The sequence below is a fragment of the Rhizobium sp. IBUN genome, from assembly GCF_000510625.1.
Classification (GTDB): Bacteria; Pseudomonadota; Alphaproteobacteria; order Rhizobiales; family Rhizobiaceae; genus Rhizobium; species Rhizobium altiplani.
The window spans coordinates 64,992-77,944 of the sequence record NZ_AZNV01000017.1 but is presented as its reverse complement, the minus strand read 5'-3'; the positions used below and the strand labels follow the sequence as shown (position 1 = coordinate 77,944).

General features: G+C 60.7%; 13 protein-coding genes and 1 pseudogene. 9 read left to right on the top strand and 5 right to left on the bottom strand.

Going from position 1 to position 12,953, the window contains the following annotated elements; all coding sequences use genetic code 11:
• Positions 1 to 24 precede the first annotated feature (24 nt).
• The 3 genes from RHIBUN_RS0117015 (at position 25) to map (ending at position 2,521) form a co-directional block, all read left to right on the top strand.
• Positions 25 to 441, top strand: a complete 417-nt coding sequence (locus tag RHIBUN_RS0117015; protein ID WP_018857545.1) for a DoxX family protein — start codon at positions 25 to 27, stop codon at positions 439 to 441.
• Between the two features lie 153 nt (positions 442 to 594).
• Positions 595 to 1,656 carry an LLM class flavin-dependent oxidoreductase gene (locus RHIBUN_RS0117010; protein ID WP_025660437.1) on the top strand — a complete coding sequence of 354 codons (1,062 nt, stop codon included), beginning with the start codon at positions 595 to 597 and terminating at the stop codon, positions 1,654 to 1,656.
• A 106-nt stretch (positions 1,657 to 1,762) separates the two neighbouring features.
• The gene (gene map, locus RHIBUN_RS0117005) at positions 1,763 to 2,521 is read left to right on the top strand and encodes a type I methionyl aminopeptidase (protein ID WP_018857547.1); all 759 of its coding nucleotides are present in this window, start codon (positions 1,763 to 1,765) and stop codon (positions 2,519 to 2,521) included.
• A gap of 4 nt (positions 2,522 to 2,525) precedes the next feature.
• On the opposite strand, the gene RHIBUN_RS0117000 is transcribed toward map, so the two are convergent.
• A complete protein-coding gene (locus RHIBUN_RS0117000; protein ID WP_025660436.1) occupies positions 2,526 to 3,095 on the bottom strand; it encodes a PadR family transcriptional regulator in 570 nt (189 codons plus the stop codon).
• Between the two features lie 128 nt (positions 3,096 to 3,223).
• Between RHIBUN_RS0117000 and RHIBUN_RS0116995 the strand changes: the two genes are divergently transcribed.
• Entirely contained in the window at positions 3,224 to 4,432 is a 1,209-nt protein-coding gene (locus tag RHIBUN_RS0116995; RefSeq protein ID WP_025660435.1) for a YbfB/YjiJ family MFS transporter, read from the top strand.
• A 124-nt stretch (positions 4,433 to 4,556) separates the two neighbouring features.
• Complete coding sequence (sbmA, locus tag RHIBUN_RS0116990) at positions 4,557 to 5,822, top strand: peptide antibiotic transporter SbmA (RefSeq protein WP_018857550.1); 1,266 nt, start codon at positions 4,557 to 4,559, stop codon at positions 5,820 to 5,822.
• Between the two features lie 22 nt (positions 5,823 to 5,844).
• On the opposite strand, the gene RHIBUN_RS0116985 is transcribed toward sbmA, so the two are convergent.
• Positions 5,845 to 6,111 carry a DUF2277 domain-containing protein gene (locus RHIBUN_RS0116985; RefSeq protein WP_018857551.1) on the bottom strand — a complete coding sequence of 89 codons (267 nt, stop codon included), beginning with the start codon at positions 6,109 to 6,111 and terminating at the stop codon, positions 5,845 to 5,847.
• 134 nt (positions 6,112 to 6,245) lie between these two features.
• Positions 6,246 to 7,244, bottom strand: a complete 999-nt coding sequence (locus RHIBUN_RS0116980) for a polysaccharide deacetylase (RefSeq protein WP_025660434.1) — start codon at positions 7,242 to 7,244, stop codon at positions 6,246 to 6,248.
• 117 nt (positions 7,245 to 7,361) lie between these two features.
• On the opposite strand from RHIBUN_RS0116980, the gene RHIBUN_RS0116975 reads away from it, so the two are divergent.
• From RHIBUN_RS0116975 to der, 3 genes are all read left to right on the top strand, one after another.
• Positions 7,362 to 7,946 carry an NnrU family protein gene (locus RHIBUN_RS0116975; protein ID WP_025660433.1) on the top strand — a complete coding sequence of 195 codons (585 nt, stop codon included), beginning with the start codon at positions 7,362 to 7,364 and terminating at the stop codon, positions 7,944 to 7,946.
• A 104-nt stretch (positions 7,947 to 8,050) separates the two neighbouring features.
• Positions 8,051 to 8,734, top strand: coding sequence for a tetratricopeptide repeat protein (locus tag RHIBUN_RS0116970; RefSeq protein WP_018857554.1), 684 nt, complete (start codon positions 8,051 to 8,053; stop codon positions 8,732 to 8,734).
• A gap of 15 nt (positions 8,735 to 8,749) precedes the next feature.
• Positions 8,750 to 10,174, top strand: a complete 1,425-nt coding sequence (gene der / locus RHIBUN_RS0116965; protein WP_018857555.1) for a ribosome biogenesis GTPase Der — start codon at positions 8,750 to 8,752, stop codon at positions 10,172 to 10,174.
• Positions 10,175 to 10,188: 14 nt separating this feature from the next.
• Here der and RHIBUN_RS0116960 read toward each other — a convergent pair whose 3' ends face one another.
• Positions 10,189 to 10,626, bottom strand: a complete 438-nt coding sequence (locus RHIBUN_RS0116960) for a MarR family transcriptional regulator (protein WP_025660432.1) — start codon at positions 10,624 to 10,626, stop codon at positions 10,189 to 10,191.
• A gap of 159 nt (positions 10,627 to 10,785) precedes the next feature.
• On the opposite strand from RHIBUN_RS0116960, the gene RHIBUN_RS0116950 reads away from it, so the two are divergent.
• Positions 10,786 to 11,799, top strand: a complete 1,014-nt coding sequence (locus RHIBUN_RS0116950; protein ID WP_025660431.1) for an alpha/beta hydrolase — start codon at positions 10,786 to 10,788, stop codon at positions 11,797 to 11,799.
• 5 nt (positions 11,800 to 11,804) lie between these two features.
• Here the strand turns inward: RHIBUN_RS0116950 and RHIBUN_RS0116945 are convergent.
• Positions 11,805 to 12,917, bottom strand: a pseudogene (locus RHIBUN_RS0116945) (glycosyltransferase family 1 protein); the annotation flags it as partial.
• Between the last annotated feature and the right edge of the window lie 36 nt (positions 12,918 to 12,953).

The following is a 12,953-nucleotide window of genomic DNA, read 5'->3' as shown; positions in this document are numbered from 1 at the left end:
GAATCGAAACAGGGGGATAGAGGCATGTCTGCAATTGTTGATTCAACTGCCGGGCTTCCGCGCTGGCAGACCGTCACCGGCACTGTCATGAGCGGGCTGATCGTGGCCTTCCTGGTGTTCGACGGCGCGATCAAGCTGGTGCCGATCGTGCCGGTCACGGAGACTATGACGGCGCTCGGTTATTCGGGCGACCCGATGCTTGCTCGCGGCCTCGGTTCCCTGACGCTGTTGTGCGCGCTGCTCTATGCAATTCCGCGGACGTCGGTGCTCGGCGCAATCCTACTCACCGGTCTGCTCGGAGGCGCGATAGCGACGCATCTGCGTGTCGGGAGCCCGGTCTTTTCCCATCTGCTGTTCGGCGGCTATCTCGGGCTCATTGCATGGGGTGGCCTTTATCTCAGATACGAAGCCGTTCGGAAAATGATTCCATTCAGGCGCTGAAACCGTTGATTTCAGAATCAAAGTTCCGCCGCGATCCCAGGTCGCGGCGGTACTGCTTATCGATATTTTTCGAACGATCGGTTCCAGAATTTATGTTTGCCCTGAGGCCGCTCAGTCCTTATCTCCATCAGTAGATACAACGGGATGCGAGCGATGGAACTGGGCCTCTACACCTTTGCCGACGTGAACCCGAACCCGAGCCGAAGCAAGGGTGAGGAAGGGGCCGAGCGGCTGAAGCATCTGATCGATGAAATCGAACTCGCGGACCACGTGGGGCTCGACGTATTCGGATTGGGCGAGCACCACCGGCCCGATTATGCGGCCTCGGCTCCGGCAGTCGCTCTCGCGGCCGCTGCGATGAAAACGAAGAACATCAGGCTGACCAGCGCAGTGACCGTGCTGAGTTCAGACGATCCGGTTCGGGTCTTCCAGCAGTTCGCAACACTCGACCTGCTTTCGAACGGGCGTGCCGAGATCATGGCCGGACGAGGCTCGTTCATCGAGTCCTTCCCGCTGTTCGGCTACAATCTCGAGGACTACGACCAACTGTTCGAGGAAAGGCTCGACCTGCTGATGGCCCTCCGCGACGAGGAAGTGGTCACCTGGTCGGGTGAATTGCGTGCGCCGATCAATGGGCGTGGCGTTTACCCGCGGCCGCTGCAGGACCCCTTGCCCTTGTGGATCGCCGTTGGTGGCACGCCGCAATCGGTTGCGCGCGCGGGCGCGATGGGCTTGCCAGTGGCACTGGCGATCATCGGCGGCGAGCTGCGCCGTTTCGCGCCGCTGTTCGACCTCTATCGCGAGGCGGCTCGCCGAGCCGGGCAGGAGGCATCGAAGCTCAAGACCAGCATCAACGTGCACGGCTTCATCGCCGATACGACGGACGCTGCTGCCGATCAGTTCTACGGCCCGCAGGCCGAGGTCATGAACCGAATTGGCCGCGAGCGCGGCTGGGGGCCGACGAACAGGGCGCATTTCGACATGTCCCGCGGACCTAGCGGCGCGCTCTTCGTGGGCGATCCGGAATTGGTCGCGGAGAAGATCATCGCGCACCATCGGTTGTTCAAGAACGACCGTTTCCTGCTGCAGATGGCGATCGGCTTGATGCCCCACGACCAGATCATGCGCGGGATCGAACTCTACGGCACGAAAGTCGCGCCGCTCGTCAGAAAGGCATTGACTGAAAGCGACGAAGAGGCGAAAGCCACCGCCTGAAGCTGGAGCATGATGCCGTAAAGGATGAATTGGATTCTGAACGCCGTCGTGCTCTCATCGTGATCGAGAGCCGGCCGACCGGCCGAAGAAGGCCGGGTAGACATTCATGATCATTGAAAGCGAAGACGAACTCCTCAAGCTAAAGGAAATCGGGCGAATCTGCGCCAATGCCCTGCAAGTGATGAGCGCATCGCTTGAACCGGGTATCACGACCCTGGAGCTCGATCAGATCGGCCGCAAAGTGTTGGAAGATGCCGGTGCGCGTTCTGCGCCCGAACTTTGCTACCAGTTTCCCGGTGCGACCTGCATCAGCGTCAATGAGGAAATCGCCCACGGCATTCCAGGCCCGCGCGTCATTCGCCCGGGGGATCTGGTCAATATCGATGTCTCAGCGGAGAAGGACGGATTCTTTTCCGACACCGGCGCGTCGTTCAGTGTTCCGCCGCACAGGTCCAAGATCGAAAAGCTCTGCCGCGACGGCAAAAGGGCGCTGTGGGTTGGGCTTAACCAGGTGAAACCCGGCGAGCCGCTCGCCAAGATCGGGCAGGCTGTCGGCGCCTTCGCCCTGAAGAATCGCTATACGCTTGTTGCCAATCTGGCGAGCCACGGGATCGGCCGTTCGCTGCACGAGGAGCCGGCCGAGCTCTCGACCTGGCCGGATCCGTCCGAGAAGCGAATGATCACGGAAGGCCTCGTCTTCACGGTCGAGCCGTTCCTCTCGCTCGGCGCAACATGGGCGGAAGGCGGCGACGACGCCTGGACGCTCTACGCGGACCCGGAGGCCCCGACCGTGCAATACGAGCACACGGTCGTCGCCACGCGAAATGGCCCGCTGATCCTGACGCTGCCGGAAGGCGGCGCCTGAGGCCTCACTCGCCCGAACGTCCGCCGGCAAGAATTTCGCCGGCCGCGCGCTCCAGAATGCCGGCGATGCGCTTGGCCTCGTCCTTCGACCAGGGAAAGCGGAGCCGGAGGGCCGATTTCAGCAGCATTCGTGCAGCTGCGACTTCGCTTTTGTCTTCCGGAAATGCGTCCTCGTCCCGATCGCCATTGCGGCTTTCTGGGTCGAAAATCTTGCGCACATGCGCCATCTTCGCGCCGATTTTCTCCAGCTTTCCGAGCGTCATGTCGATCATCGACTGGTTCTCCTCGACGAGCCTGCGGCCGCTCTGCGTGATGCGGTAGAGCTTCTTGGTGCCTTCGCTCTCCACGTCGGCAAGGCCGGTTTCTTCCAGGTAGGTTAGCGCCGGATAGATTACGCCGGGGCTTGGAACATAGAAGCCGCCCGAACGCTCTTCCAAGAGCTTGATCAACTCGTAGCCGTGGCGGGGCTGCTCCACCAGCAGGGCCAGGATCACCAGTTGCAGGTCGCCTGATGCGAATTTCCGCCCCATGCGAAAACCGCCACCACCCATCATTCCGCCTCTAAAACCTCTCATAGGTCACTCCTTAGATATATCTTTCACTATGTCGTAAAACATATATCGTAAGATGGTCGCTTTCAAGGGCTGGCTTTATGATTTCGTGAGATTGATCAATCGATCAGAAATTCTTGATTGTCGGCGCCGTGCTGCAGCGCGATAAACACGCCATGTTGGCACGCAATGAAACTTTCCCCGAAAACTTGTTTCGAACTGGCCTTGCAGGCGCCATCGCCATGGCCGCCGCGATGGGCTTTGGACGCTTTTCCTACACGCCGATCCTGCCGAGCATGATCAGCGGCGTGCCGCTCTCGGCTGCCGATGCCGGCTTCATCGCCTCTGCGAACTTCGTCGGCTATCTGGTGGGCGCTGTTCTCGCCGCCTACGGGTGGGCAACAGGATGTGAGCGCAAGGTCGCACTCCTTGCGCTAGCGGCGACAGCATTGCTTCTTGCTGCCATGGCCACGACGACATCCGTCATGGTCTTTGCAGTCATCCGCTTCCTGGCGGGTGTTGCGAGTGCCTTTGCTCTCGTATTCAGTTCGCAGATCGTACTTAGCCACGGAGCCATGGCCGGTAACGACCATGTGCAGGCAGCCCATTTCGGCGGCCCGGGTGCCGGCATCGCGCTTTCATCGGTGATGGTGCTGCTGGTCGGGTTGTTCTTTGATGGAAGCAGCGACGCCTGGCGGGCGTCCTGGGTTGGAGGCGCGATCTATTCGGCTCTCAGCCTGCTGGCAGTCTGGTGGCTGCTGCCGTCGGGCCCGGCTGCCGCGGCACAGACCGGCAAGGAACCGCGGATCGCTTGGAGCCTGCCGATGCTGCTTGTCACGGCGTCCTATGGCCTGTTCGGGTTCGGCTATGTGATTACAGGCACATTTCTGGTGACGATCGCGCGCATGGATGCCGCCGGGCCGATGGTTGAGTTTCTCTGCTGGTTCATCGCCGGCCTGACAGCTTCGGTCGCGCTTTTTGCATGGAAGCCGTTCGTCCGTCCGCTAGGATTGGGCTGGGTCTACGTGGCGGCGCTGCTTATCGAGGCGGTCGGTGTGTTGGCGACTGTTCTACTGCCGCACTCTGTTGCGCCGCTGATTGGGGGAGCGTTGTTTGGAGCGACCTTCCTCGCGATCACCGCCTATGGCCTGCAGATCGGCCGTAAACTTTCGCCGGCCAGCCCGCGCCGGATATTGGCGACGATGACGGCAGCATTCGGAGTCGGGCAGATTGTGGGCCCCATTGTTGCTGGCTGGATGGCAGAGCGAACCGGCAGCTTTACGACGCCGACTTACGCTGCCGCGGCGGCGCTGCTGGTGTGCGCAATGCTGGTGATGCCGGTCGCCAAAAAGCTGTCATAGCGCGTTACAAGTGCGTAACAATGGGGTGAGGCCATTGCCGCTCTTTGCGAACTGCCGTAGTTTTCGCCGCAATCTGTCTGTTTAGAGACACCGAAGACTCCAGTTCAGGAAAGCAAGCTCTCCCGTGTTCGTATCGTATTTCCCCAGGCCCAGGCTTTTCTTCATCTCAGCTGTTGCTTGGGCACTTCTGGCCGTTCTCTTTTGGTATTTCGTGGGTTCCGGCCTCGGCTCGGTGATCGGCCTCCCGCCGCTGGCTCCAGGGGCGGAGGCTCCAATCGGTGTTTCGGTCTTCTGGTCGGCTCCGTTCCTGTGGTTCTACATCTATTATGCTTTGGCCGTGGCGCTCTTCGCCGCCTTCTGGTTTACCTACAGCCCGCATCGCTGGCAGATGTGGTCGGTGCTCGGCTCGGCACTGATCATCTTCAACACCTACTTTTCGGTTCAGGTGAGCGTCGCCATCAATGCGTGGTATGGACCGTTCTATGACCTGATCCAGCAGGCGCTCGCAAAGACGGCGCCGGTGACCGCAATGCAACTCTACCTCGGCATGTTGGGCTTTGCCGGCATCGCCTTCGTGGCGATCACCGTCGGCGTGCTCAACCTCTTCTTCGTCAGCCATTGGATCTTCCGCTGGCGCACGGCGATGAACGAATACTACATGGCACACTGGCCGAAGCTCAGGCACATCGAGGGCGCCTCGCAGCGTGTCCAGGAAGACACGATGCGCTTTTCCTCCACGGTCGAAAGCCTTGGCGTCAGCCTCGTCAGCTCGGTCATGACGCTGATCGCCTTTCTGCCGGTGCTATTCAAGATCGGCGCTAATATCACCGAGTTGCCGCTGATCGGCGAGGTGCCGCACGCGCTCGTCTGGGCCGCAATCTTCTGGTCGATCTTCGGAACAGTCTTCCTCGGATTGGTCGGCATCAAGCTGCCGGGCCTCGAGTTCCGCAACCAGCGCGTCGAAGCCTCTTACCGCAAGGAACTCGTCTACGGCGAAGACCATGCCGACCGCGCGACGCCGCCGACTGTCGCCGAGCTTTTCGCCAATGTGCGCCGCAACTATTTCCGGCTCTATTTCCACTACATGTATTTCAACGTCGCCCGCATCTTCTATCTGCAGGCGGATAACCTCTTCAGCCTGATCGTCCTCGTGCCGTCGATCGTCGCCGGCAAGCTGACGCTCGGCTTGATGACGCAGATCAACAACGTCTTCGACCAGGTGCGCGGCTCGTTCCAGTATCTCGTCAATTCCTGGACGACCATCGTCGAGCTGTTGTCGATCTACAAGCGCCTTCGCACCTTCGAATCCGCGATCGAAGGTGAGCCGCTGCCGGATATCGACCAACGCTATCTGGAGCGCGAGGCTGGCATCGTTCACGCCGACGGCTAGAGTCGTCGGCTGTGAGGCCCTCTTAGGCGAACCGCATCGCTGTTCTCGCGCGAGCCTTTGCGGCCACTTCTTCACGGTCACGAGGAGGCTGGGAAGTCTCCAGTGAATCAAGCAACTCGTGGGCGCATTTCGCGATCGAATTGACCGCACGTTCGAACGCCGCCTCATTGCGTTTCGATGGTTTGGTCGTTCCGCTCAGCTTCCGCACGAACTGAAGCGCCGCATCATGGATCTCCTCGTCCGTTGCTGGCGGATCGAAATTGAAGAGGGGTTTGATATTCCGGCACATGACTAGCTCCCGGTCGTCTTCTCTCCGCCACTACGAGGAGGGTGGCGTAGGACAGAAGGTAGTCGCGTAAGCGCTAATTGCAAACGGACCAGATGGCCGCGCCGGCAAAAGGCGGAAGGGATGGCAATGCCTGCTTAAAGACCCGATGTTTGCGTCTGGTCCTGCAGCTTACCCCGCGCTTCGATCATCGGGATCGCCTCCGAATAGCTGACGCAGGCTACGTCCGCGCGACGGCAGACATCGCTGACCAGCCGGTCGAGCGCGCGCCAATAGGCGCCGCCGTTCATCTCGACGAAGTGAAAGCCCAGCTGCAGCGGGATGCGGCTGCCTGAATACTGCTTGTCGAAGGCTTCCTTGAAGGCGGCATAGGAGCGGTCTTCGAATGCCTTCGAATCGGCCTTGTCTTCCTCGCCGTTGGAGTGGCGAACGAAGAGGTTGTAGTCCATGCCGATGATCGGTTTTTCGCGCGGGCCCTCGGGGATCAGTGGCAGGCCGAAGCGGATGATGCCGTTTTCCTCGACCGGCAGGGTCGGCCCCTTGGTCACCAGGCTGGCGTCATAGGTGAAACCGGCCTTCCTTTCCGCGGCGATCATATCGGCGCCCGGCGTTGCCGAGAGATAGGGCGCGCGGAAGCCGTGGATGCCATGGTCGACCAGATCCTGCCAGCCCTTGGGTTCTTCGAGGTCGACGCTCTTCCAGGCATTCTTCAAGGTGGCGTGGAAGGTGGCGAACTCCTTGCCCCAATCTGCCTCGCTCCACTGCCGTCCATCGAAGTGGCCGCAGGCGTGGCTCGAGATGTCGTGCCCCTCGAGGTGGGCGTGCCAGATGTTGCCGAGCCGCTCGCGAATCTCGTCGTCGCCCTGGGCAAAGCCGACATTGGATTTGCCAAGCTTCTGGTGCGGCGCCTGATAGGCCTTCTTGGTCGCCTGGTTCATCAGGAAGGTGCAGGAGAGGAAGTAGGTGAAGCGGGCGCCGTTCTTGGCGGCCATCTCACGGCTTTTCTGCCAGAGCGCATTGTCGTGCGCACCGTCGAACGAGATCATCACCAGCTGTTTCGGCTGGTCGACAGCGCCCGCTGTGCCTGGAATAAACAAAGAGAGGGCGAGGGAGGCCTGGAAAAAAGAACGAAACATGGACACCGCGAGAATTTGTTTGCGGCTTTCCTGTTACAGAAATGCGGCGAAGCTGCGGTGACGCTGGCGTTTTTGCGCGGCTCCGGCTAAGTCTCGGAAAACGCACAGGAGATCGCCATGACATTGCTTATCGTCGGCATCATCATTTTCCTCGGACTTCATCTCATACGCGTCATCGCGCCCGGCTTTCGACAGTCCATGATCGATAGTCTCGGCGAGAACGGCTGGAAGCTGGCGTATTCCATCGTCAGCATTCTCGCGCTGATCCTGCTGATTTACGGCTTTGGTCAGGCCCGTCAGGTGACCGGCTTGCTCTACACGCCGCCGGTCTGGATGGCGCACATCACCCTGACCCTGATGCTGCTCGCAATGATCTGTCTGGTCGCCTCGCTGCTGCCGGCGGGGTATATCGCCGTCAAGGCGAAGCATCCGATGGTGCTTTCGGTGAAGATCTGGGCCTTCTCGCACCTGCTGGCCAATGGCGAGACCTCTTCGGTACTGCTGTTTGGTGCTTTCCTGGCATGGGGTGTGATCCTGCGGATTGCGCTGAAGCGTCGTGAGCGCGCCGGCGAGCTCACCCTTCGTCCGTTCGTCTCGGGCAAGTATGATCTCTATGCCGTCATCATCGGCGCGATCGCCTGGGCGCTCATCACGTTCAATCTGCACGAGCTATTGATTGGCGTGGCTCCGATCGTTATGTGACGAATCTTTCCAATCCCCCTTACAACTGCTGAAAAATGGGGTAGAAGGCGCCACAATGTGCGTGCAACCCGCATGCCGAAGCATATCCGCGGCCGGAGACGAGAATGGCATTCAACGACGACAGCTTCATTCGTGAAGTTAATGAGGAACTGCGTTCCGACCAGGTGAAAGGCGCATGGCGCCGGTTCGGCCGCTACCTGATCGCGCTCGCCGTCCTGATCGTTCTCGGCACCGTCGGCTACAAGGTCTATGAATATTGGGACGACAACCAGTCCTCCGGCGCGGGTGACAAGTTTATCGCTGCCATGAAACTCGCCGACGAGAACAAGCACGACGAGGCGCTGGCAGCGCTTGAGACGCTCGAAAAGGAAGGCCACGGAGCCTATCCGATCCTCGCGCGGATGCGTGCCGCAAGCGTTCTCGCCCAGAAGGGCGATACGGCGGGTGCTGTGGCGGCCTTTGAGGTGATCGGCAAGGATAACGCCGCGCCGGCAGCTGTGCGCGATGCCGCCAGAATGCGCGCCGGCTGGCTGCTGATCGAAGGTGGCACCTACGAACAGGTCTCGGCCCAGGTTGAGGAAATGGCTGTTCCCGGCAACGCCTTCCGTCACTCCGCCCGCGAAGCACTCGGCCTTGCTGCCTACAAGGCTGGCAACATGCCGCAGGCACGCCAGTGGTTCCAGGCGATCGCTGACGACGCGCAGAGCCCGCGCAATGTTGCCAATCGCGCCCAGATGATGCTTGATAACATCACCGCATCCGGCAAGGCGCCCGCCGCACAGGGCTGAAAGTAAGGAATATCAATGAGCTTCACGGTCGCCATTGTCGGTCGCCCGAATGTTGGCAAGTCGACGCTTTTCAACCGCCTGGTTGGGAAGAAGCTGGCGCTTGTCGACGACACGCCGGGTGTCACCCGCGACCGTCGCCCCGGCGAGGCGCGGCTCGTCGACCTGCGTTTCACCATCGTTGATACCGCCGGTCTTGAAGAGGCCCATGAAGAGAGCCTGCAGGGCCGCATGCGCGCCCAGACCGAAGCGGCGATCGATGAAGCCGACCTTTCTCTGTTCGTCGTCGATGCCAAGACGGGCCTGACGCCTGTCGACACGGCGCTCGCGGAAATGCTGCGTCGTCGCGGCAAGCCGGTCGTGCTCGTGGCCAACAAGTCGGAAGCTCGCGGCTCGGACGCTGGGTTTTACGACGCTTATTCGCTCGGCCTTGGCGAGCCGACTCCGATCTCGGCGGAGCACGGGCAGGGGATGCTCGATCTCAGGGATGCGATCGTTGCAGCGCTTGGCGAAGACCGGGCGTTTCCGCCGAAGGAAGATGTCGCCGTCACCGACGTCGATATCCCTCAGTCGTCCGGCGAGGAAGGCGAGGAAGAGGAAGAACCCGTATACGACGACACCAAGCCGCTGCGTGTGGCGATCGTCGGCCGCCCGAATGCCGGCAAGTCGACCCTGATCAACCGCTTCCTGGGTGAGGACCGGTTGCTGACCGGACCGGAAGCCGGAATCACACGCGACTCCATCTCGGTTGAATGGGACTGGCGCGGCCGCACCATCAAGATGTTCGACACGGCAGGCATGCGCCGCAAGGCCAAGGTGATCGAGAAGCTGGAAAAGCTTTCGGTTGCAGATACGCTCCGCGCCATCCGCTTCGCCGAACTTGTCGTCATCGTCTTTGACGCGACGATCCCCTTCGAGAAACAGGATCTGCACATCGTCGATCTCGTGCTGCGCGAGGGCCGGGCTGCCGTGCTCGCCTTCAACAAGTGGGACATGATCGAGGAGCCGCAGGCGGTTCTCGCGGACCTGCGCGAAAAGACCGACCGGCTGCTGCCGCAGGCGCGAGGAATCCGCGCCGTACCGATCTCCGGCCAGACGGGTCGCGGGCTCGACAAGCTGATGCAGTCGATCATCGATACGGACAAGGTCTGGAACAAGCGCATCTCGACCGCTCGCCTCAACCGTTGGCTGGAGCAGCAGCAGGTTCAGCATCCGCCACCGGCAGTCTCCGGTCGCCGTATCAAGCTCAAGTATATGACGCAGGTGAAGGCTCGCCCGCCGGCCTTCATGATCTCCTGCACGCGCTCGGACGCGTTGCCGGAATCCTATACGCGTTATCTGATCAATGGCTTGCGCAACGATTTCGACATGCCGAGCGTGCCGATCCGCATTCACTACCGCTCGCCCGAAAATCCGTACGAATCGAAGAAAAGACGGAGCTGATCAAGCGAGCAATCTTACGTCTCATAACGCGACAGCGTATCGCGTAGTGTGATGACATCTGCCGCCAGCCGCTTCAGTTCTGCAAATTCCCGGCCCGATGCATCCAGAATGCAGCCGGGAATGGATGCCGCACGCTTCCTGAGTTCGCGGCCTTCCTCAGTCAGGCCAATAATGACGACACGCTCGTCCTCCTTGCCGCGCTGCCGCTTGATGTAGCCGGTCGCTTCCAGGCGTTTGAGGAGGGGGGTAAGGGTGCTCGACTCGAGATGCAGCTTCTCGCCGATGCCGCCGACAGTCTGTCTGTCTTCCTTCCAGAGAGTGACCATTACCAGATATTGCGGGTATGTGAGATCCAGTGCGTCAAGCATCGGCTTGTAGACGCGGTTCATCGCGAGGTTCGCGGTGTAGAGGGCGAAGCACATAAAATCGTCGAGGTTGAGATCGTCGCTCATGTCGTGTTCTCCGAAATTGATCTAATTATATCGCGCAATAAATAATCGCAATCAAGTTTGTTGCATAGGAGCTATGCCGGAATATTTATCGTGCGATAAACGATCGTGCGATAAACAAATTGCGTGTTCACGACGAACCGCAACCAAGAGGACTGGACAATGTCGACCATCAAGACCGCACTCTCCGCAGCCACGATCCTGGCAGCCACCACATTCGGCGCCGCTGCCGATCCGGTATTGGAACCGACGACGCAGAAGTTCATCGACGCGCTGGCCGGCGCCAAGCCGATCTACACGCTGTCTCCGTCCGACGCCCGCGACGTACTTGCCGGAGCGCAGAAGGGCGCTGTCAAGAAACTCGCCGCCAAGGAAGAGAACCTCACGATCAAGGCTGGTCCGACCGGCAGCATCAAGCTGCGCGTCGTCCGTCCGGAAGGCGCGAAGGGCAAGTTGCCCGTCGTGATGTATTTCCACGGTGGCGGCTGGGTTCTCGGCGATGCCGAGACGCATGACCGCCTCGTTCGCGAGATCGCCAACGGCGCCAAGGCCGCCGTCGTCTTCGTTGATTATGAGCGCTCGCCTGAGGCACGCTATCCGATCGCGATCGAGCAGGCCTATGCCGCTACGAAATACGTCGCTGAGCATCAGAAGGAATTCAACGTCGATGCGAGCCGCCTGGCAGTGGCCGGCGATAGCGTCGGTGGCAACATGACGGCAGCAGTGACCCTTCTAGCCAAGGAACGGGGCGGTCCCGCAATCGATCAGCAGGTCATGTTCTATCCCGTGACCGACGCCAACTTCGAGACCGGCTCCTACAACCAGTTCGCCAATGGTCCCTGGCTGACCAAGGAGGCCATGAAGTGGTTTTGGAACGCCTATCTGCCTGACGAAGCCAAGCGCAAGGAGCCGACCGCTTCGCCGCTCCAGGCATCGCTCGACCAACTGAAGGGCTTGCCGCCGGCATTGATTATTACCGATGAGAACGACGTGCTGCGCGACGAAGGCGAGGCCTATGGCCGCAAGCTGACGCAAGCCGGCGTCAAGGTAACCTCCATCCGCTACAACGGTACGATCCATGACTTCGTGCTTCTGAACGCCATTGCCGAGACACCGGCAGTGCGCAGCGCGGTCTCGGTCGCCAGCCAGACGCTGCGCGAGGCGCTCAGCAAGTAACGCCTTCAGGTTCCCGAAGAGACAGGCCCGGCGGCTTCGCCGGGCTTTTTCGTTCTTGGCAGCGACTTGGCGGCAAATTGCCAGGCCTTTTTCCATTTCGGCGTAATGACACCGTTGGCAGCGCGGATGTTGTTGATGAACTGCGTGGTTGCCGCTTCCCAGGAATATTGAAGCGCGAGTTCGCGTGCTTTCTCGCGGGAAGCAGACAATGCCGTCAGGCAGGCCGTTTTCAGGTCGTCGTCGAGTGCTCCGACTTCGTTGTCGTCTCCGATGATGTCGAACGGGCCGGTGACAGGGTAGGCGGCCACGGGAACGCCTGACGCGAGGGCCTCGAGGATCGTATTGCCGAACGTATCCGTCAGCGACGGGAAGACGAAGACATCGGCCTGGGCATAGGCCTTTGCCAGCTCCTCGCCGACTTTTAGGCCGGTGAAATGCACATCGGGATAGCGTTTCTCGAGTTCCGTGCGGGCCGGCCCGTCACCGACGACGACCTTCGATCCGGGCAGGTCGAGATCGAGGAAGGCCGGCAGGTTCTTTTCCAGGGCAACGCGGCCGACTGTCATGAAGATCGGGCGGGTAAGGCTGAACGGCGCATCTTCCGGGGGCATGGGGCGGAAATGATCGGCATCAATGCCGCGGCTCCACGGCATGAGGTTTCGAATGCCCTTTTCGGAGAGTTCGCGCGCAAGGCTTGGGGTCGCGACCATGCAACCGGCGCCCGAGTTGTGAAACCAGCGAACGAAGGCGTAAAGCCAGCTCTTCGGTATGGGCAGGCGAGCCGAAACGTATTCCGGAAAGCGGGTGTGGTAGCTGGTGGAGAAAGGCATGCGATTCTTCAGGCACCAGCGCCGCGCCGTCAGTCCCAACGGGCCCTCCGTCGCGATATGAACGTAGGAGGGCATGTGTTTCTTGATCTCGCGCGCGACGCGGCGGTAGCTCGCTATCGAGAGACGAATTTCGGGATACGTGGGGCAGGGCACGCTGTGAAAGCCCTGCGGCGTCACCATCGCCACGTCAATGCCCATCTTCGCCAGTTCGCGATTGGTGTTCTCGATCGAACGGACGACGCCGTTGACCTGCGGATGCCAGGCATCGCTGACAATCACCAGCCGTTCCGCCATGCCCGGCCGAGATGCATACCGGCCTTCGTT

What these genes read in the sequence shown, in the direction of transcription:
- RHIBUN_RS0116980 (WP_025660434.1), bottom strand. Translation starts at nt 7,244, where the DNA reads ATGTTTCGTTCTTTTTTCCAGGCCTCCCTCGCCCTCTCTTTGTTTATT.
- RHIBUN_RS0116985 (WP_018857551.1), bottom strand. Translation starts at nt 6,111, where the DNA reads ATGTGCCGGAATATCAAACCCCTCTTCAATTTCGATCCGCCAGCAACG.
- RHIBUN_RS0116975 (WP_025660433.1), top strand. Translation starts at nt 7,362, where the DNA reads ATGACATTGCTTATCGTCGGCATCATCATTTTCCTCGGACTTCATCTC.
- RHIBUN_RS0117015 (WP_018857545.1), top strand. Translation starts at nt 25, where the DNA reads ATGTCTGCAATTGTTGATTCAACTGCCGGGCTTCCGCGCTGGCAGACC.
- RHIBUN_RS0117000 (WP_025660436.1), bottom strand. Translation starts at nt 3,095, where the DNA reads ATGAGAGGTTTTAGAGGCGGAATGATGGGTGGTGGCGGTTTTCGCATG.
- RHIBUN_RS0117010 (WP_025660437.1), top strand. Translation starts at nt 595, where the DNA reads ATGGAACTGGGCCTCTACACCTTTGCCGACGTGAACCCGAACCCGAGC.
- map (WP_018857547.1), top strand. Translation starts at nt 1,763, where the DNA reads ATGATCATTGAAAGCGAAGACGAACTCCTCAAGCTAAAGGAAATCGGG.
- RHIBUN_RS0116970 (WP_018857554.1), top strand. Translation starts at nt 8,051, where the DNA reads ATGGCATTCAACGACGACAGCTTCATTCGTGAAGTTAATGAGGAACTG.
- der (WP_018857555.1), top strand. Translation starts at nt 8,750, where the DNA reads ATGAGCTTCACGGTCGCCATTGTCGGTCGCCCGAATGTTGGCAAGTCG.
- RHIBUN_RS0116950 (WP_025660431.1), top strand. Translation starts at nt 10,786, where the DNA reads ATGTCGACCATCAAGACCGCACTCTCCGCAGCCACGATCCTGGCAGCC.
- RHIBUN_RS0116960 (WP_025660432.1), bottom strand. Translation starts at nt 10,626, where the DNA reads ATGAGCGACGATCTCAACCTCGACGATTTTATGTGCTTCGCCCTCTAC.